The organism is Herbihabitans rhizosphaerae (genome assembly GCF_004216555.1).
Classification (GTDB): domain Bacteria; phylum Actinomycetota; class Actinomycetes; order Mycobacteriales; family Pseudonocardiaceae; genus Herbihabitans; species Herbihabitans rhizosphaerae.
In genome coordinates, this window is sequence record NZ_SGWQ01000010.1 from 163,748 (window position 1) to 182,243 (window position 18,496).

An 18,496-nucleotide genomic window follows, 5' to 3' on the forward strand; every position below is an offset into this window, starting at 1 on the left:
CGCAACGGCTTCAGCCGTGCATGATGTCGCCAGGGGAGGCGAACCGGTAACCGAGTTCGCTGATTCCGTCCACCAGTTTGGCCAGACCGGCCGTGCCGAGGAACGGGTGATAGAAGAAGCTCGCCACCGAGTCGCGCACGACCCGGTTGGCCCGCGCGTCGGCCAGCATGTCGGCCTCGGACCGGCTGTTGTGCTGGTTGAACGCGGCCGGCGCGACGTTGCCGACGTTCTCCGGCACGACGACCGAGCCGTACACGTCGCGCACCGCGTACGGGAAGAACTGCCCGTACACCTCGTCGTAGGACACCGAGGTCGAGCCGCACAGCCCGCCGGGGCACTGGCCGGCGTAGTAGCTGCCGCGGTCGTAGCGCGCGCCGAAGATCGACGTCACCTCGTGGTAGTCCACCGCCGAGCCGCCGTAGTGCGGGAACTCGAACATCTCCGGGCGGCCGAGCCCGACCCGCTCGAACTCGCCGAGCCCGGTGGCGATCCGGTCGCGGAACCATTCCGGCGAGTCGCCCGGCACCGGCCCGGTCAGCAACACGTTGCCGCGATCGTCGGTCCTCGCGCCGTAGAACTCGTAGTCGCTGGCGCTCACCCCGTCGTACGGGTTGGCCGCCTCGCCGTTCTGGTGGCTGTAGCCGTGCATGATCAGCGTGCCGCCGCGCCGGGTGGCGTCCCGCAGCACCTCGACCAGCTCCGGCCGGTCGACCAGTCGGGTGAACGTCGGCCGCCCGTTGTTCGCCTTGCCCTGCGGGTCGGCGTAGTACGGGTAGACCGCCAGCGAGAACGGCACGCCCCGGCCGGCCAGGTAGTCGGTGATCGCGCGCAGCTGCTTGGGATCGGTGCGCGGGCCGACGTCCTCGATGCGCACCAGCGCGCGGTGCCGCTCGACCGTCTCGGGGGCGAGCGTGCCGAGCAGGATGTCGGCGGCGGCGAGGTAGCGGTCCTGTGCGGCGGCGTAGGCGTAGGGCACCTCGGCCAGGTAGCTGAACTGTCCACTTCGGACAGCCCAGGGCGAGCGGGCGCCGCCGTCCGGGGTGGACGCCTCGGCCAGCACCTGGGTGCGGCGCGGGTCGGTGACCCGCAGGCCCATCACACCGGTGTCGGCGAACTCGCTGCGGCGCAAGGGAAATCCGCGGTAGTTGACGGTGGTCGGCCGGTCGGTGCGGTAGCCGCCCCAGGTCCAGCCGAGCCGCTTGTCCAGCCCTGGCGTGCGGTCGAACAACTGCCAGATGTTCCCGCCGATCCACAGCACCGGGATCCGCGCGTTCGCGACGTCGGTGAGGAAGTGTTGCGGGAGCAGGCCGTCGTAGACCGATCCGATGTAGACGATCGACTGGTACCGGTTCGCCTCGCCGGGCTCGTAGTCGCCCACCGGGTGCATCCGCCACGCGTTCGCGCGGGACACCAGGTTCGCGGTGAACATCGCGTACGCCTGGGCGCGCTGTGCCTCGGAGGCGGCCGGCGGGTTCGGGGCGTAGCGGCGGCCGTCGTCGTAGAGCACCAGCGTGCGCCGGTCGTTCCGGCCGCCGGGGCCGGCCTCGCCGGGTATGCCCGACCAGCGGGTCGATGCGGCGAGTGGCACGGGCGCGGCGGCCGGTGAGCCGGTCTCCGGGGTCGCGGCCTCGGAGTCGGAGCCGACCACGAACACGGTGGCCACCACCGCGGCGGCGATCACCACGGTGACGGCGCCCAGGCGCACGCCGACGGGCAGCCTCCGGCGCTCTATGGCCGTGTCGCCGCTCATACCGCGGTGAAAGGGCGGGCGCCGGCCGGCGCGAATTCCTTGGGAGGCATGGCCTGTAGACCGAGCAGCCAGGCCAGCGCCTCCTCGGTGCGTTCGGCGGCGCGGCCGTCGCCGAACGGGTTGCCGCCACTGGTCATCGCGGTGCGCGCGGCCGCGTCGGACAGCAGTGCGGACGCGGTGGACACGATCCGCCGGTCGTCCGTGCCGACCAGGATCGCGCAGCCGGCGTCGACCGCCTCCATCCGCTCGGTGACGTCGCGGAGCACCAGCACCGGAACGCCGAACGTGGGCGCTTCCTCTTGAATGCCACCGGAATCCGACAGCACGATGGTGCTCGCCGCGAGCACGCCGGCCAACTGCTCGTAGGGCAGCGGCTCGGTGATCAGCACGCGCGGGTGGTGCGCCAGCGCGTCGGTCACGGTCCTGCGCACGGCCGGGTTCGGGTGCGTCGGGAACACGATCTTGAGATCCTCGTGCTGGCGCAGCAGCTCGGTGATCGCGTCCAGCACGCGGCGCAGCGGAGCGCCCCACGACTCGCGGCGGTGCGCGGTGACCAGCATCAGCTTGTGCTCGGCGCGGGTGGCCCGCTCCACCATGTCGGCCAGTGCCGGGTCCTCGAAGTGCGCCGGCCGGTCGGTGACCGTGGAGATCGCGTCGACCACGGTGTTGCCGGTGACGAGCACCGACTGCGCCGGCACGCCCTCGTCGAGCAGGTGACCTGCGGCGTACGTGGTCGGCGCGAGGTGCAGCGCCGCGGACCGGGTGACCAGCCTGCGGTTGAGCTCCTCGGGGAACGGCGCGGCCAGGTCGAACGAGCGCAGGCCTGCCTCCAGGTGCACCACCGGGATCTTGCGCCAGAACGCGACAAGCGAGCCGGCGAGCGTGGTGGTGGTGTCGCCCTGCACGATCACGGCCGACGGCGGGCGGGCGGTGGCGAGCCGGTCCAGCCCGGTGATCAACTGTGCCATCAGCTCGGCCTGGCCGCCGTCCTCGCGGTGCACGGTCAGCCGCACGTCCGGCGCGCGGCCGAAGGTGGCCAATGCCTGGTCGACCATGGTCGGGTGCTGGCCGGTCGCGATGATCGACGCGCGTAACCGACCGCCTCGGTCGAACGCCTCGGCCACCGGGGCCAGCTTCACCGCCTCCGGTCGTGTCCCGGCTACCAGCCATACCTCGGGCGTCATGCCCTGTCCACCCCGATGCACGGTTGCTCCCCGTCCCTGTTCCGAATCTTGTCGGCCCGCCGACTGGTCACGATCGTGTCGGCTAATCACCCGATCGTGCATCGATTGGTCGGACAATGCCGTTACCGGGCTACCTACGGGAGGTGATTACCCACCAAACATCACCCGAAACGGGTGACTTTTATGACATATCCATCCACGGTGTGTAGCAGCGTGACGGGTGCTGGCGATACGGGCTACGTCTGGTTGATCCATGAAGGCGGGGGTTTTGAAGTGTCGATGACGCGGGTGGTTCCTGCCTCACTGTCGGTCGCCGGTGTCGGTGCCGTCATGGGTGGCACCGTTCTCTACGTGATCTTGTCGCTCGTGGCGCTGATCGCGATGCTGCTCGCCGCGCGGTCGCTGCGCCTGCGCGCTCAACGGTGAGCGCGCCCCGGTGCTGACGGCCACACTGTCCTCGGCCGTCTTGGTCGTTCTGCTGTTCTGGTGGCCGGCGCACAATCTCGCGCTCGCCGCGTTCGCCTGGCGCACTCCCCGGCCGCGCCGCGTCGCGCGGGAGACCGCCGATCCGCTGCTGTTCTGGATCATGATCCCGGCCTTGAACGAGGAGCGGGTGATCGCCAACACGGTGCGTAGCGCGCTGTCGCTGGGCACCGAGGCAACCCCGGTACGGGTACTCGTGATCGACGACGGCTCGGACGACGGTACCCAACAGGTGTTGTCCACACTGGACGATTCGAGGCTGCATGTGTTGCGCCGCAACGCTCCTGAGGCCCGCCAGGGCAAGGGTGAGGCGCTCAACGCTGGCTACCGGTACATCGAGGAGATCGCGCGAGCCGGCGGCACGGTGCACACGACGGTCGTCGGCGTGATCGACGGGGACGGCCGGGGGAGCACCGGCATGCTCGCCGAGATCGCCGCGCTGATGGCCGACCGGTCGGTCGGCGCGGTGCAGTGCCGGGTGCGCATCCACAACCGGCGCAAGGTGCTCGCGCTGCTGCAGGACCTCGAGTTCGCCACGATCGCGGACGCGTCGCAGTCGCTGCGGGACCTGGTCGGCAGCGTCGGCATGGGCGGCAACGGCCAGTTCACCCGGCTGTCGGTACTCGTCGCGTTCGACCCGGCGCCGTGGTCGCAGTGCCTCGTGGAAGACCTCGAACTCGGGCTGCGCCTGCACCTGTCCGGCTATCGGGTCAGGTACACCAAGCGGGCCTGGGTCACCCAGCAGGGGCTGGAGGATCTGCGCAGGCTGCTGCGTCAGCGAGCCCGCTGGGCGCAGGGCAACCTGCAGTGCGTGCGCCACCTGCGGCCGCTGATCGGCTCGCGGTTCATCGGCAGCGTCGGGCTGCTGGATTTCCTCGTCTACCTCGTGGTGCCCTGGCTGACCGTGCCGCTGTCGCTGCTCGCCGTCGGGCTGCTCGTGGTGATGGCCGCCGGTGCGCTCAACGGCACGGTGGCCGCCGTCTGGCTCGGCGTGCTCCTGCTGCCCGGCCTGATCTGGGCCGTCGTGCACCGGCTGCGGCTGGCCGACGAGCCGCTGCACCGGTGCCTGCTCGCCGGCCTGCTGTACCCCGGATTCCTGCTGCTCGGCGTGGTCTCCACCTGGCGCGCGCTGTTCCGCGTGATCACCCGCCGCAACTCGTGGGCCAAGACCGAACGGCTCAGCGACGACGTCGTACCCGCCTGACCGCCGCCCTCGTTTGCTGGTCTTGAAGACCACACACCACCGGGTTTGCTGGTCTTGAAGACCTACAGACGTGGGCCGACCACAGCGTGGCTTTCGTTCGGGGTTGGTGAAGCTGGACGCAGACCGAACGACTGACGGGTGAGGTCGTGCCCGCCGCGTGACACGATGTGGGTGAACGGGTGCGCCGGATGACCCTCGCGCGCCCGTGACCACGCCAAACAGAAGGGGAGGCGCCACACCATGGACGCCGTTTCGTCCGTTCCAGAGCCGGCCAACGAGCCGGTGCACTCCTACGCGCCGGACAGCGCGGAACGGGAGTCGCTGCGGCGCAGGATCGCCGAACTGGAAGGTGAGCGTGCCGAGTTCACCATGACCATCGACGGCGTGCAGCGGATGGCCGGCGGCGACTCGATCGACGTGGTGCAGCCGCACGATCGCGCGCACGTGCTCGGTGTGACCGCGCAGGCCACCCAGTCCGATGTGGCCGACGCGGTGGCCGCGGCCAAGCGTGCCGCGCCCGCGTGGCGGGACCTGCCGTTCGACGAGCGCGCCGCGATCCTGCTGCGCGCGGCCGACCTGCTCGCCGGCCCGTGGCGGGACACCATCAACGCGTCCACGATGCTCGGCCAGTCGAAGTCCGCCCAACAGGCGGAGATCGACTCGGCCTGCGAGCTGATCGACTTCTGGCGGTTCAACGTCGGCTACGCCCAGCGCGTGCTCGGCGAGCAGCCGCGCTCGTCGGCCGGCGTGTGGAACCGGTTCGACCACCGTCCGCTGGACGGGTTCGTCGTGGCCATCACGCCGTTCAACTTCACCGCGATCGCCGGCAACCTGCCGACCGCGCCCGCGCTGATGGGCAACACCGTGGTGTGGAAGCCCTCGCCCACCCAGCAGCTCGCCGCGCACAACACGATGCGCCTGCTCGAGGCGGCCGGCCTGCCGCCGGGCGTGATCAACCTGGTCACCGGCGACGGCGCCGCGGTGAGCGAGGTGGCGCTGCGCGACCCGGAGTTCGCCGGCCTGCACTTCACCGGTTCGACGAAGACGTTCAAGTACCTGTGGCGCGCGATCGCGGAGAACCTGGACACCTACCGGTCCTACCCGAGGATCGTGGGCGAGACCGGCGGCAAGGACTTCATCGTGGCGCACGCGTCGGCCGACCCGGCCGCCGTGGCCACCGGCATGGTGCGCGGCGCCTACGAGTACCAGGGCCAGAAGTGCTCGGCCGCCTCGCGCGCCTACATCGCCCGGTCGCTGTGGGACGGCGGCGTGCGCGAGGGCCTGCTGGACACGGTGAAAACGCTGTCCTTCGGCGACGTCACCGACTTCTCGCACTTCGGCGGCGCGGTGATCGACGAGCGCGCATTCGCCAAGCACTCCGCGCTGTTCGAGCGGGTCGCCGGTGACTCGCACATCGAGGTGCTGGCCGGTGGCACCGCCGACGACTCGGTCGGTTTCTTTGTGCAACCAACTGTTCTGGTGGGCGACGACCCGAGCCACGAGGTGTTCACCACCGAGTACTTCGGGCCGATCCTCGCGGTGCACGTGTACGACGACGCCGACTACGCGAAGGTGCTCGAAACCGTCGACAGCTCCTCGCCGTACGCGCTGACCGGAGCGGTGTTCGCCACCGACCGGCACGCCGTCGAGCAGGCGCACCAGGCCCTGCGGTTCGCCGCCGGCAACTTCTACGTCAACGACAAGCCGACCGGCGCGGTGGTCAGCCAGCAGCCGTTCGGTGGCAGCCGCGCCTCCGGAACGAATGACAAGGCCGGGTCGATCTACAACTTGCAGCGGTGGGTCAGTCCACGGTCTGTCAAGGAGACCTTCGTCCCGCCGACTGATCACACGTACCCGCACATGGGCTGATCACCAGCTCTGAACGGGGCCGCTCGCACTTCGGTGCGGGCGGCCCTTCGCATGGTCGGATTTTGGGGGACCAATGGGCATGGACGAGGGCGCGTTCTTCGTGCTCGTACACAAGGCGCGAGCACTGGACGATCCCGACGAACAAGTGCGGCGGCTGGAGGAGTTGCTCGCCGATCCGACGATCGCGGGGCTGGATCACCTGGCGTTCGTGGTGCGCTGGAACCTGGCCGCCGCGTACGCCGAGGGCAGCCACTGGGGCCGGGTGTTCCCGCTGGTCGACCGGCTGCTCGCGGAGTACGACCGGCACTGGCTGTTCGAGCCGGAGTACGAGCGCGAGCTGCTGGACGAGCTGAACCTGGGCCGAGAGGCCGCCCACCGCTACGAACAAGCCGCCGCCGCAGCCTCGGCCGCCGACGATTGACCGAGATCTCGTGAGTGTGATCTCACCACCGCCCAGGTCCTGACGTGCACCACCTTCACGTTTCCCGCCACCTGTTGATCACGCCTGACCTGCGCTTTCTCCGTGGCCGAGGGACTTTAGCGGGCTAAAGTACGCCGAGGGCGGTTGTGCGGCTTGTCAAGTTCTGATCACTCGCCGCGTAGCCAGGCGGCGGTGATCGTGGGGCGGGCGGGCCGCCAGCCGGTGGCGTCGGCGAGCTTGTGGGACACGACGCGCTGGGAGCGGCCGAGGACTGACAGCGGGCCGACCGCGAACGCTTGCGGCAGCCGGCGAACCCGTCGCACGCGGGCCACCTCGGCGATCACCTTCCTGAGCTGGCCGCGCCGGATCGGGTTCGCGCCGACGTTGTAGACGCCGGACGGCGCGTCGAGTGCCGCCACCGCGCCGGCCGCCGCGTCCGACGGGTGGATCACCAGCGTCCAGCCGTCGTCGTCGCCGGGCAGCGTCGGCAATCCGCGGCGCGCGGCGGCGACCAGCATCCGGGTGCCCGGGTCGCCGGAGACCAGCAGGCCGATGCGCAGCCGCACCCCGGTGCGGCCGTCGCCGGCGAACCCCGCCACGTTCTCGTGCGCGGTCATCACCGCCTGGAGCAGCTTCGGCACGTCGACGGGCGCGGTCTCGTCCAACTCGGTGTCACCGCCGTCGGCGTACATGAACGAGACGCCCTCCTGCACGATGGTCCGCACGTCGCCGGACGCGCGGGCGGCCTCGACGATCGCGGCGCTGCCCTCGGCGCGCAGGTGGTCGTTGTCCTTCATGCCGCGCAGCGCCGTGCGCGCGCTGACCGGGATGCGGGTGGCCAGGTTCAGCACGGCGTCCTGGCCGCGCATCGCGGGCAGCAGCGAGTCGGGGTCGAACACGTCGGCGACCACGGGTTCGATGCCGAGCGCGCGGACGGCGGGCACCCGGCCGTCGTTGCGGGCGAGGCCGGTCACCTGGTGGCCGGCGGCGGCCAGCCGTGGCACCGCCTCGCGGCCGAGTACGCCGGTCGATCCGATCAGCAGAACGCGCACGGTCAGCTCCCGGGGTACCAGTCCGCCGAGGGTTTCGGGCGCTCCGGCCGCCAGCCGGTCGCCTCGGTCAGCTTGTGCGACACCACCCGGTGCGAGCGGCCGAGGTAGGAGGCCAGCGCGGACGGCAGGTGTCGCGCCGTCGACCGGCCGGCGGCCTCGGCGAGCATCGCGCCGTGGTCGCGCTTGCGGATCGGGTCGGCGCCGACGTTGTAGACACCGGTCGGCGCGTCGAGCGCGGCGACGGCGGCGGCCGCGGCGTCCGACGGGTGGATCAGCGTGGTCCACGCGTCCGGTGAACCGGGCACCGACGGGAAGCCGCGGCGGGTGGCTCGCACCAGGATCCTGGACAGCGCGTCGTCCCCGGTGAGCAGGCCGATCCGCAGGCCCACGCCGGTGCGGCCGTCCCGCGCGAACGCGAGCACGTTGTCGTGCGCGGTCACCGCCGAGCGCATCAGCTTCGGCACGTCGAGCCGCGCGTCCTCGTCCAGTTCGGTGTCACCGCCGCTGGCGTACACGAACGAGACGCCCTCCTGCACGATGATCCGCACGTCGCCGGACGCGCGGGCGGCCTCGGCGATGGTGCCGGTGGCCTCCTCGCGCAGCCGGACGGTCTCCTTGAAGGCGGCGAACGCGCCGCGCAGCCGGGACGGGATGCGGGTGGCCAGGTTGATCACCGCATCCTGGCCGCGCGTCGCGGCGGTCATCGACTCGACGTCGAACACGTCGGCGACAACGGGTTCGAGGCCGAGCGCGCGCACGGCGGGCACCCGGCCGTCGTTGCGGGCCAGGCCGGTCACCTGGTGGCCGGCGGCGAGCAGCCGGGGCGCCGCCTCGCGGCCCAGCACCCCGGTCGATCCGATCAGCAGTACACGCACCGGCTCCTCCTCACGTCGAACGCCCCCGTCTCATGGTGGACGAGACGGGGGCGTTCGGCGTGACAGCTGTCAGCGCGGAGGCATCTGCACCTTCGGCGGATCGCCGACCTCGTTCGCCGGCGGGACGGTGATCTGCACCGGAGCACCCCAGTTGGAGTACTTCGCGGTGGTCTTGATCGCCGGCTGGCCCGCGATCGCCGGCGTCTCGTTCACCACCTGGACGGGCAGGTTCTCGTTGTTCAGCCAGAAGTCGAACGGCAGCGTCTTGACGCCCTGGTTGAGCATCAGCTGCATGCCCAGCTTGGCCAGCGCGTTCTTCTCGTTCTCGACTAGCTTCGCGACGTCGGCCTCGATCGTGTAGCGGGTGGTCGGCTGGCCGTCGATCTGCTCTTTGGCGGTCTTGATGATCCGGCCGCTGGCCTTGGCCTTCTCGACCTGCTTGGTCACGTCGGAGCTTTCGACCATGAGGTCGGCCAGCGCGGTGAACAGCTTGGACCCCGGGTCCTCGCCGCCGCGCGCGAACTTGACCCACTTGGTGGTGACGCCCTGCTGGCGCATGGCCTCGTTGGCGGTCGTGTACACGCCGTCGGCGACCATGACCATCTGCTGCTCGCCCTCGGGCGTGTTCATGGTCATCGCCATGCCGGGGTTCGAGCCGAACCGGAGTTGCCCCTTGCCGCTGACGCCGACCGGCTCGGCCTTCACCTCGGCGTGCACGCTCTGCTTGCCGTTGGCCTGCTTGTCGACGGCGCTGGCCAGCGCGCTGGTGTCGGCGAGCGCGTCGCCGCCGCCGGGGTTGGGCTGGCCCGGGGCCGGGGTGCCGGACGCGGCGCTCGCGTTGCCCGACGTCTCACCACCGCAGGCGCCGAGCGTGACGGCCAGCGCGAGGCTGGACACGATCACCGCGATCTTCCGCATGTTGCTGTTTCCCCTCTGACACTTGTGTCCCGTCATCGGCACACTATCGATGCGCCTGGGACGCGGCGACTTCGGCACTCGTTCCTACGGGCCGCTGACCCCGGCGGCCGGCGGCGCCTCGACGGTCACCGGCTCGCCCCACCCGCTGAAGGTGATCGTGATGCCCAGCGCCGGCGTGGCCTTCGGATCCTCGCCCCGGACGAGCCGCAGCGGGAGCCCGTCGCCGTCCACCCACAGTTCGTAGACGACCGTGTCGGGCACCTCGATCGTGTGGTGTGTGGCCGGCCGGCCGTCCAGCGGTTCGCTCGTGCTGCGGGTGACCGTGCCGGCGCGGATCCTGCCGGTGAGCCGTCCGACGTCGACGGCGGCCATGGTCTTCCTCGCGGTGTCGAACGCGCTCCTGTCCAGCGAATCCGTGCTGTGCTCGGTGACTTTCCGCCACGGCCGGTCGATCCGGCGGAGCGCCCGCTCCACCTCGTCCAGCTCGGTGTACACGGTGTCACCGAGCACGACGTACCGCTGCCGCGTCCGCTCGGTGGTGTACCGGATGTCCGCGCCGCCGCCGGGCCCGGTCCGGACGACTCCCTCCCACCGTCCGAAGACCGGGCCGACAGCGACGACCGCGCGTACGTGCACGGTCCGCCTGCTCGCCGTCTGCCGGTCGACCAGGTCCGCGACGGCTTTCGCGTCGATCGGCCGGTGGCCCGGCTCCTCGGTGCCGCATGCGGTGAGGCCGAAGGCGGCGGTGAGGAGGACGGCGATCGCGATGGCGCGCGTGGCCACTACGAGCCGCTGATCTCGGAGGCGTCCACCACCTCGCCGGCCGGCGGCGCGGTGACGGCGGCCGGCTTGCCCCAGTCCGAGAACGTGATCGTGGCCTTCAACGCACCGGTTTCCTTTCCGGCGGGTTGGTGGATGACCTGTCGCACGGGCAGGTTGTCCGCGTCCACCCACAGCTCGTTGGGCATCGTGGTGGCACCGGCGTCCTTGAGTTCCTGTAGGCGTGCCTTGACGTACTTGTTCGGCTCGGCCTCGATCAGCTTGGCCAGGTCGGTCTCGATCTTGAAGTGGGTGGTCGGCCGGCCGTCGACCTGGTCGCTGGTGGTGCTGGTGATCGTGCCGCTGGCCTTGAACTTCGCCGCGGTCTTCGCGACGTCCAGATAGTCGACCATCACGTCCGCCAGCGCGGTCATCATCTGGGCCGCCGGGTCGTCACTGCCGCGCGTGGCACGCATCCAGGGCTTGTCCACCTCGAGGTCGCGCTGCTCGGACTGGGACAGCGAGACGTAGATCGCGTCGCCGGTCACCACGGTGCGACCGGGTCCATCGGGCGAGTCGTACTTGATGTCGGCGGCCTTGTCGGTGCCCGTGCGGATGACGCCCTCCCCGGTGCCCCCGTCCTCGCCGGTGATCTCGAACTTGACGCGCGCGCTCTGTTTGCTCGACGTTTGCTTGTCGACGGCGCCGGCCAGGCTCGCGGCGTCGGTGAACCCTGTCACGGACTGGCCGGTTTCCTTGTCACCACAGGCGGTCAAGGTCAAGGCGGCGAGTCCGACGGCGATGATGGCGATCCTGCGCATGGTGTGCAGCTCCTCGCAATGGCAATGAACAACTTTGCTACTGCGACGAGCGGGTTGGCGGTTCGGTTCCGCCTATTCTTCGGCGACGCCCGCGCGGGAGGACAGCAGCCGGCGCAGCGACGCCAGCCGGCCGGGGCTCGCCGTGCCGTCGGCGACCGCGCCGTCCAGTGCGCAGTCCGGGTCGTCCGGCGCGCCGAGGTGACCGCAGCCGGACGGGCACTCCTCGGCCATCTCCACCAGCTCGGGGAACGCGGCCACGATGTCGTCCGGCTCGATGTGCGCCAGCCCGAACGAGCGGATGCCCGGCGTGTCCACCACCCAGCCGCCGCCGGGCAGCGGCAGCGCGACGGCGGCCACCGAGGTGTGCCGGCCCTTGCCCACCCCGCTCACCGCGGCCGTCTTCCGGTGCGCGTCCGGTACGAGCCGGTTCACCAGCGTGGACTTGCCGACGCCCGAGTGGCCCACCATGGCCGACACCTCGTCGGCGATCCGCTCGCGCAGCTCGTCCGGCTCCTGGTCGTGCCGGGTCACCATGACCGACAGCTCCAGCTCGGCGTACGCGGCGATCAGCTCGTCCGGCTCGGCGAGATCGGCCTTCGTCAAGCACAGCAACGGTTCCAGCCCGCCGGCGTACGCCGCGACCAGGCACCGGTCGATGAACCCGGTGCGCGGCGGCGGATCGGCCAGCGAGCACACGATCAGCAGCGTCTTCGCGTTCGCCACCACCACCCGCTCGTACAGGTCGGTGTCGTCCGCGGTGCGCCGCAGCACACTGGACCGGTCGGCCACCCGCACGATCCTGGCCAGCGTGTCCGGCGCGCCCGAGGTGTCGCCGACGAGATCGACCTGATCACCCACCACGACCGGGGTGCGGCCCAGTTCGCGGGCGCGCATGGCGGTCACCTGGGAGTCCGCGTCGGCGTCCACCGCGCAGGTCCACCGGCCGCGGTCCACGCCGATCACCATGGCGCGCACGGCGTCGGCGTGTTCGGGACGGCGCTTGCTGCGCGGGCGCGATCCGCGGCCGGGTCGGACCCGGACATCGGACTCGTCCAGGTTGCGCCAGTCCTCCCGGCGGCTCACCCGGCGGACTCCACCGAGGACGTCGTCGGAGACAGCATCTCGTTCCACAGCAACGGAAAGTCCGGCATCGTCTTGGACGTGGTGCCGATGTCGTCCACCTCGACACCAGCGACCGCGAGCCCCACGATCGCGCCCGCGGTGGCCATCCGGTGATCGGCGTAGGCGTGCCAGACGCCCGCGCGCAGCGGCGCCGGCGTGATCACCAGACCGTCCTCGGTCTCCTCCGCGGCGCCACCCAGCCCGTTGATCTCCGTGGCCAGCGCGGCCAGCCGGTCGGTCTCGTGGCCGCGCAGGTGCGCGATGCCGCGCAGCCGCGACGGCGACTCGGCCAGCGCGGCGAGGGCCGCGACGGTCGGGGTCAGCTCGCCGACGTCGTGCATGTCCACGTCCACTCCGGACAGTGCGGTCGGACCGTCCACAGTGCACCCGTGCCCGGAAACCGTTACCTGGCAACCCATCCGCGTGAGGATGTGCCGAATCCCATCACCGGCCTGTGTGGTGTCCGCCGGCCAACCGGGCACTGTCACGCTGCCCCCGGTGACCGCGGCGGCGGCCAGGAACGGCGTCGCGTTGGACAGGTCCGGCTCGATCGTCCATACGCGACTGGCGATCGGACCCGGCTCGACCCGCCACGTGTTCACGTCCGAGTCGTTCACGGCGACCCCGGCTTCGCGCAGCATCCGCACGGTCATCTCGATGTGCGGCATCGACGGCACGGGCTTCCCGTCCCTGACGTCGTGGTGGCGCACGGTCACGCCGTCGTCGTAGCGCGCGCCGGACAGCAGCAGCCCGGAGACGAACTGCGAGGAGGCCGAGGCGTCCACGGTCACCTCGCCGCCGCGCATCGAGCCGGTGGCGTGCACGGTGAACGGCAGCGCGTCCCCGGTGATCTGGGCGCCGAGCGTGCGCAGCGCGTCCAGCACCGTGCGCATCGGGCGCTCGCGCGCGTACGGATCGCCGTCGAAGCGAACCGGCCCGTCGGCCAGCACGGCCGCCGGCGGCACGAACCGCATCACCGTGCCGGCCAGGCCACAGTCCACTTCGGACGATCCGCGCAGACCGGCGGAACCGTCCACGCGCACCACACCGTCGTCGGCGATGGTCACCCGCACGCCGAGCGAGCGCAGCGCGGCGATCATCAGATCGGTGTCCCGGCTGCGCAACGCGCCGGCCAGCGATCCGCCGCCGGTGCTCAGCGCGGCGAGCAGCAGCGCCCGGTTGGTGATCGATTTCGAGCCGGGGACGGTGACCGTGGCGTGCACCGGCCCGGTCGCGGTCGGGGCGCGCCAAGCAGTCGTCATGCCTTGATGATCCCGCATCAGCACGAACCGGACGAACTCGCCCGATGTCGGTAGGCCGTGACACGATCAGGGAGACACCTGCGAGGAGGTGGTTTCCGTGTGCGGGAGGTACGCCGCGAAGAAGGATCCGGCGACACTGGCCGCCGAGTTCGACGCCGTCGACCAGACCGACGGGAGCGCGCCCGGCGCGGACTACAACGTGGCGCCCACCAAATCGGTGGTGACCGTCGTGCAGCGGCACCCGCGTGACGAGGACGGCAAGCCCGACCCGGAGCAGACCGTGCGCGGCCTGCGGGTGATGCGCTGGGGCCTGATCCCCGGCTGGGCGAAGTCGAAGTCCATCGGCGCGAAGATGATCAACGCGCGGGTGGAGAGCGCGGCGACCAAGCCGGCGTTCCGCAGCGCCATGAAGCGCAAGCGGTGCCTGATCCCGGCCGACGGCTGGTTCGAGTGGCGGCGCGACGGGCAGACCAAGCAGCCGTTCTACATGACCGACCCGGACGGGAAAAGCCTTGCCATGGCTGGGCTCTGGAGCACTTGGCGGGATCCGGAGGCGGCTGAGGACGCGCCACCGCTGATCACCTGCTCGGTGCTCACCACGGACGCGATCGGCCGGCTCACCGACATTCACGACCGCATGCCGCTGCTGCTGTCGGCCGACGCGTGGCAGGGCTGGCTGGACCCGGATCGCGAGGACGTGGCCGACCTGATCGGCCCGCCGATGCCCGAACTGGTCGACGCGTTGGAGCTGCGCCCGGTCTCGGACACGGTGAACAATGTGCGCAACAACGGGCCGGAGCTGCTCAACCGGGTCGATCCGGCGCAGAATCTGGACGAGCCGAGCTTGTTCGACGTGGAGGAGGCGCGGCCGTGAGCCGCACCGAGATCGAGACCGCGCACGGCATCGCCCGCGCGGAGTTGCACTGCGTGCCGGAGGGGCGGGCGGCGCTGCTGCTCGGCCACGGCGCGGGCGGCGGGATCAGCGCGCCGGACCTGGTCGCCGCCACCCGGGGTGCGCAGGCCGCCGGGCTGCACGTCGCGCTGGTCGAACAGCCGTACCGGGTGGCGGGCCGTCGTGCGCCGGCTCCCGCCGCGCAGTTGGACACCGCGTGGCTGACCGTCGCGGACGCGTTGTCCGGGGAGTGGTTCGACGACGTGCCGCTGGTCTTCGGCGGGCGCTCGTCGGGTGCCCGAGTGGCCTGCCGCACGGCCGGCGACGGGCAGGCGGTGGCCGTGGTGTGCCTGGCTTTCCCCCTGCACCCGCCGGGCAAGCCGGAGAAGAGCCGGGCGGGCGAGCTGGACGGCGTCGAGGTGCCCACGCTGGTCGTGCAGGGCGAGAACGACCCGTTCGGCCGGCCCGAAGGTGCGCACCACCGCGAGATCGTGCTGCTCAAGGGTGACCACTCGCTGAAGTCCGACGCCAAGGGCGTGGCCCGCACGGTGGAGGAGTGGCTGGGCCGAATCCTGCGCCCGCTCGACTGACCAGCGCCTCGCGTGTGCCGGTGAGCGTCGCCGATCCGTCGCCGATCCGTCGCTGTCGCCGGAGAGTCTCGATACCGGTCGCGACAGAAGCTCGCGACCGGGCACGAGACGAAGGGGACGCAGATGAGTACGAGACATCGATTCGCCAGCGCGTTGATGGTCACCGGTCTGCTGACGGCAGGTCTGTTCACCGTGGCATCGACGGCCAGTCCGGGCACCGCGCAGGCCCGCTGCGACGGCCGCAACCAGATCCGAAGTGACTACTGGACGGGCGGTGTTCGGCGCGCGTACGAGGACCCGGTCGGCGGAACGTGCGACGGGAACAACTACTACCAGGGCGACCTCGTCGACCCGGTGAGGGACGGGGCCTGTGTGGAGGTCCAGTTCCTCGACGGGAGCGTGCCCTGGACCCGTGCCGCGGACGGGAGGTCCTGTGTCACGGGCGCTCGGCAGCGGTTCTGGCATCGTGACGTGAACGGCACCTCGGCCGCCTGGGAGCGGTTCTGCGCTGATCAGTACGGCTGCGGCTGGGGCCGCAACGGCGAGAGCCAGGGGCTGAACCACGGCTACTGATCGATCCGGGACCGCACGGAGTTTTCGATGGCCCACCGATTCTTTCGGCTGCCTCGGCGGTGGCGACTTGTCGCCGCCGCCACGGCAGCAGCCGCACTCGGCGCCGGTGTCCTGGTCACGACGACCACCGGTGACCACGACCCACGCCGGCCGCCCGCGTCGCCCGCTCGGCAGGTGACGCCACCACCCGCCGAGCGGCTCGTCTCAGGATCCGAGTACATGACGCTACGTTCGCCCTCGGACGAGCCGCTGGACAGCCTGCCGATCCCCACCTTCGAGGTGCTGCCCGACGGCTCGATCCGGGAGATCCCGCTCGGCCTGCCGGCGGGGAGCGCGCTCGCCGCGGCCCGGGCGATGCCCGACGGACGCATGTTGGCCCTGGCTTCCCGTGATCTGATGCCGGGTGTCCAGCGGCCGGACGGCCCGTTCGTCGAGGGCGTCGCCTTTCCGCTCATCGTCCTCGGCATGGACGGCGCGGTGGTGTCCGATGTGGACATTCGGGTCGTCGGCGAGCACGTGCGACTCGTCGCGGCCACGGCCACCGAGGCCGTCCTGCTGCGCACCGATCCCTTGCGGGGCAAGCCGACGCGGCTCGTCGGTCGGGACTTGGCGACCGGGGCTGAACGTCCACTGTGGACAACGGGCCTCGACGTGACCGCGGGTGACGCGACTCGGGACCGAGTCGTCGTGGCCAGGCTCGACGCCCAGGGCGGCTGCCGGCTGGAGGCGGCGGCGGTGAACATTTCCGTGCCCGCCTGTCAGCACGTCACGGATCTCGACATCGCTCCCGACGGACGGTTCGCCGCCGTCGTGTACCAGCGGTCCGGGCACGAGAACGCGCTGCGGCTGCGGATCCTGGACCTCGGCACGGGCGAGGTGTACGGCGACGAGGCGCTCAAGCCCCAGGATCCGTGTGTGTCCTGCGTCGTCACCGCGCACGGGGCCGGGTACCTCGGCATGGCCTGGTCGGACGGCACCACGCTGCGTGTCGCACAGCTGGATCCGTTGCCGCTGCGATTCGATCCCGCCCGCGTCCTCACCGACATCGCCGAGCGGGTCCACCTGACGACCCGGGCAGTGCCTGGCTGACGCCGCGTCACCCCTTCCGAGCGTCGGGCTGGGCGCCCGACACGACGATGTGGAGGGCCTCGGTGAGAAGCCGCCGAAGGCGCTCGGGGCCGACCTCCGATCTCGGTTGACCGGCCGGCTGGGTGGCCGGGATGGTCCCGGCAAGCGCGTCCGCGTGCAGCCGCCGCAACTCCTGGCCCGGCACCGCACCGAGTTCCTCGCCGAGCAGGTGGTCGGCCTCGTGATAGGTCGCGAGCGCCTCGGCGTGGCGCCCTTCGTGGCACAGAGCCCGCATCAGCAACGCCCAGAACCGTTCCCGCAGCGGGTGTTCGACGACCAGCGAGCGCAGCTCGTCGACCAGGTCACCGGCGGAGCCGAGCAGCAGGTCGAGTTCGACGCGCTGCGCCACCGCCCGGCAGCGCAATTCGACCAGATGCGGGATGTCCGTACGGGCCAACGCGGTCGACGGCACGTCGCTCAGCGGAGCGCCACGCCACAGTGCGAGTGCTTGCCGGAGGCCGGTTCGTGCCGCCGCCAGGTTGTCGGCGGCACGGTGTCTGCCGGCCGACGCGGCGAGTTCGACGAACCGGTCGAGATCCAGTTGATCCCGGTCGAGCCGTATCGCGTACCCCTCGGACCGAGTCTCGATCAGACGACCGGCGGCGCCCAGCTCCCGCCGCAGGCGCATCACGTAAGTCTGCACCGTGCGCCTGGCTCCCGCGGGCGGCGATTCCGGCCACAGCCGGTCGATCAGCTCCTCGACGTGCACCGGCCGGTTGGCGCGCAGTAGCAGCGACGCCAGCAGTATGCGGTGCTTGCGCGGCCCGATCGGCCTGATCTCACCATCGACGACGACCCGAAGCGGGCCGAGAATCCCGAAGTCGAGCACGAATTCACGGTAGGAGGCGCCGAGTCGGTGAACTAGGGCGAAAGGGACATGGGAACCTCGACTGACACACCGGATTCGGACCATTCATACTCGAACGCGATTGTTCACGGAGTCGCCGCTGACGAGCCCGAATGCACCCGAGCCAGCCGCCCATGGCGTGGCCGCACCCCGGCCAGGGCAAGCCCAAGGCCAACGCGGGGGCCGCGGTGATCGCCGGGTTCCTCGGCCTGGTCATCGCCGGTATGTTCGTCTGGTTCGCGGTCTGGAACCTCGATTTCGTCGACACGATCGGCGTGTGGCGGAGCACCGAGCGGATCAACGTCATCTTCGGTTTCGCCACCGCCGCGTTCATGGTGACCGCGTCGGTGTTCACCGTCGCGCGGACGATCACGGGCGCGTGGGTGCTGTGTGTCATGTCCGTGGTGGAGGCGCTGATGGTCGTCGTGGTGTCACCGCTGCTGCTGAACGTCGACTTCGACGCGCACATGGAATTCGTGTTCGGCTTCCACCGGGCCAACGGCGTCGCGATGGCGATCGCCGCCGCCGCGAAGTCCTACGGCCGCCCGTTCACCCTCCAGCCCCACGCCGGGCAACCGCGATAGACCTACCCGACTTCACGCCGCCGGCCCGCTTGACCGCGCCGATCGAAAGCCACGCTGAGGTCGAAATTCATTGTCGAGGGCGGTCGCCCTTACGACGCCGGAGGGACAGCGGGCGAGGAACGAGCCCGCTGTCGTGGAGGTGGCGTGACTGGACCACCCACG

The 18,496-nt window shown here is 71.0% G+C and carries 19 protein-coding genes; 9 read left to right on the forward strand and 10 right to left on the reverse strand.

Annotation, left to right across the window (positions count from 1 at the left end; genetic code table 11):
- Positions 1-10: 10 nt before the first annotated feature.
- Positions 11-1,750, reverse strand: a complete 1,740-nt coding sequence (locus EV193_RS25715; RefSeq protein WP_130347332.1) for a DUF2334 domain-containing protein — start codon at positions 1,748-1,750, stop codon at positions 11-13.
- Positions 1,747-2,934, reverse strand: coding sequence for a non-hydrolyzing UDP-N-acetylglucosamine 2-epimerase (gene wecB, locus EV193_RS25720; RefSeq protein ID WP_130347542.1), 1,188 nt, complete (start codon positions 2,932-2,934; stop codon positions 1,747-1,749). Before wecB ends, EV193_RS25715 begins: the two co-directional genes overlap by 4 nt.
- Before the next feature lie 213 nt (positions 2,935-3,147).
- Here wecB and EV193_RS25725 point away from each other — a divergent pair, with 213 nt between their 5' ends.
- The 4 genes from EV193_RS25725 (at position 3,148) to EV193_RS25740 (ending at position 6,911) form a co-directional block, all read left to right on the forward strand.
- The gene (locus EV193_RS25725; RefSeq protein ID WP_130347334.1) at positions 3,148-3,360 is read left to right on the forward strand and encodes a hypothetical protein; all 213 of its coding nucleotides are present in this window, start codon (positions 3,148-3,150) and stop codon (positions 3,358-3,360) included.
- A gap of 13 nt (positions 3,361-3,373) precedes the next feature.
- The gene (locus tag EV193_RS25730) at positions 3,374-4,621 is read left to right on the forward strand and encodes a glycosyltransferase family 2 protein (RefSeq protein WP_423202223.1); all 1,248 of its coding nucleotides are present in this window, start codon (positions 3,374-3,376) and stop codon (positions 4,619-4,621) included.
- Positions 4,622-4,861: 240 nt separating this feature from the next.
- Positions 4,862-6,490, forward strand: a complete 1,629-nt coding sequence (gene pruA, locus EV193_RS25735) for an L-glutamate gamma-semialdehyde dehydrogenase (RefSeq protein WP_130347338.1) — start codon at positions 4,862-4,864, stop codon at positions 6,488-6,490.
- Between the two features lie 79 nt (positions 6,491-6,569).
- Positions 6,570-6,911 (forward strand): hypothetical protein, encoded by a 342-nt coding sequence (locus EV193_RS25740; protein ID WP_130347340.1) that lies wholly within the window; start codon positions 6,570-6,572, stop codon positions 6,909-6,911.
- A 167-nt stretch (positions 6,912-7,078) separates the two neighbouring features.
- Here EV193_RS25740 and EV193_RS25745 read toward each other — a convergent pair whose 3' ends face one another.
- The 7 genes from EV193_RS25745 to aroA form a co-directional block, all read right to left on the reverse strand.
- A complete protein-coding gene (locus EV193_RS25745) occupies positions 7,079-7,963 on the reverse strand; it encodes an NAD-dependent epimerase/dehydratase family protein (RefSeq protein WP_130347342.1) in 885 nt (294 codons plus the stop codon).
- Between the two features lie 2 nt (positions 7,964-7,965).
- On the reverse strand, positions 7,966-8,838 hold the full coding sequence (locus EV193_RS25750; RefSeq protein WP_130347344.1) for an NAD-dependent epimerase/dehydratase family protein: 873 nt from the start codon (positions 8,836-8,838) through the stop codon (positions 7,966-7,968).
- A gap of 69 nt (positions 8,839-8,907) precedes the next feature.
- Complete coding sequence (locus EV193_RS25755; protein WP_130347346.1) at positions 8,908-9,756, reverse strand: SCO4651 family lipoprotein; 849 nt, start codon at positions 9,754-9,756, stop codon at positions 8,908-8,910.
- Between the two features lie 84 nt (positions 9,757-9,840).
- Positions 9,841-10,539 (reverse strand): hypothetical protein, encoded by a 699-nt coding sequence (locus EV193_RS25760; RefSeq protein ID WP_130347348.1) that lies wholly within the window; start codon positions 10,537-10,539, stop codon positions 9,841-9,843.
- Complete coding sequence (locus EV193_RS25765) at positions 10,539-11,336, reverse strand: SCO4651 family lipoprotein (protein ID WP_130347350.1); 798 nt, start codon at positions 11,334-11,336, stop codon at positions 10,539-10,541. The genes EV193_RS25760 and EV193_RS25765 overlap by 1 nt, the downstream gene beginning before the upstream one ends.
- Before the next feature lie 72 nt (positions 11,337-11,408).
- Complete coding sequence (gene rsgA, locus EV193_RS25770) at positions 11,409-12,419, reverse strand: ribosome small subunit-dependent GTPase A (protein WP_130347352.1); 1,011 nt, start codon at positions 12,417-12,419, stop codon at positions 11,409-11,411.
- On the reverse strand, positions 12,416-13,720 hold the full coding sequence (gene aroA, locus EV193_RS25775; RefSeq protein WP_130347354.1) for a 3-phosphoshikimate 1-carboxyvinyltransferase: 1,305 nt from the start codon (positions 13,718-13,720) through the stop codon (positions 12,416-12,418). The genes rsgA and aroA overlap by 4 nt, the downstream gene beginning before the upstream one ends.
- A gap of 97 nt (positions 13,721-13,817) precedes the next feature.
- Here aroA and EV193_RS25780 point away from each other — a divergent pair, with 97 nt between their 5' ends.
- The 4 genes from EV193_RS25780 to EV193_RS25795 all read left to right on the forward strand — a co-directional run bounded on the left by EV193_RS25780 (position 13,818) and on the right by EV193_RS25795 (position 16,864).
- Positions 13,818-14,594, forward strand: a complete 777-nt coding sequence (locus EV193_RS25780) for an SOS response-associated peptidase (RefSeq protein ID WP_130347356.1) — start codon at positions 13,818-13,820, stop codon at positions 14,592-14,594.
- Complete coding sequence (locus EV193_RS25785; RefSeq protein ID WP_130347358.1) at positions 14,591-15,202, forward strand: alpha/beta hydrolase family protein; 612 nt, start codon at positions 14,591-14,593, stop codon at positions 15,200-15,202. The genes EV193_RS25780 and EV193_RS25785 overlap by 4 nt, the downstream gene beginning before the upstream one ends.
- Positions 15,203-15,325: 123 nt before the next feature.
- On the forward strand, positions 15,326-15,775 hold the full coding sequence (locus EV193_RS25790) for a hypothetical protein (RefSeq protein WP_130347360.1): 450 nt from the start codon (positions 15,326-15,328) through the stop codon (positions 15,773-15,775).
- 27 nt (positions 15,776-15,802) lie between these two features.
- Positions 15,803-16,864: a hypothetical protein gene (locus EV193_RS25795; protein ID WP_130347362.1), complete on the forward strand. Its 1,062-nt coding sequence runs from the start codon at positions 15,803-15,805 to the stop codon at positions 16,862-16,864.
- A 7-nt stretch (positions 16,865-16,871) separates the two neighbouring features.
- On the opposite strand, the gene EV193_RS25800 is transcribed toward EV193_RS25795, so the two are convergent.
- Entirely contained in the window at positions 16,872-17,732 is an 861-nt protein-coding gene (locus EV193_RS25800; RefSeq protein ID WP_165401504.1) for an AfsR/SARP family transcriptional regulator, read from the reverse strand.
- A 131-nt stretch (positions 17,733-17,863) separates the two neighbouring features.
- On the opposite strand from EV193_RS25800, the gene EV193_RS25805 reads away from it, so the two are divergent.
- On the forward strand, positions 17,864-18,334 hold the full coding sequence (locus EV193_RS25805) for a hypothetical protein (protein ID WP_130347366.1): 471 nt from the start codon (positions 17,864-17,866) through the stop codon (positions 18,332-18,334).
- The last annotated feature ends 162 nt before the right edge of the window (positions 18,335-18,496 follow it).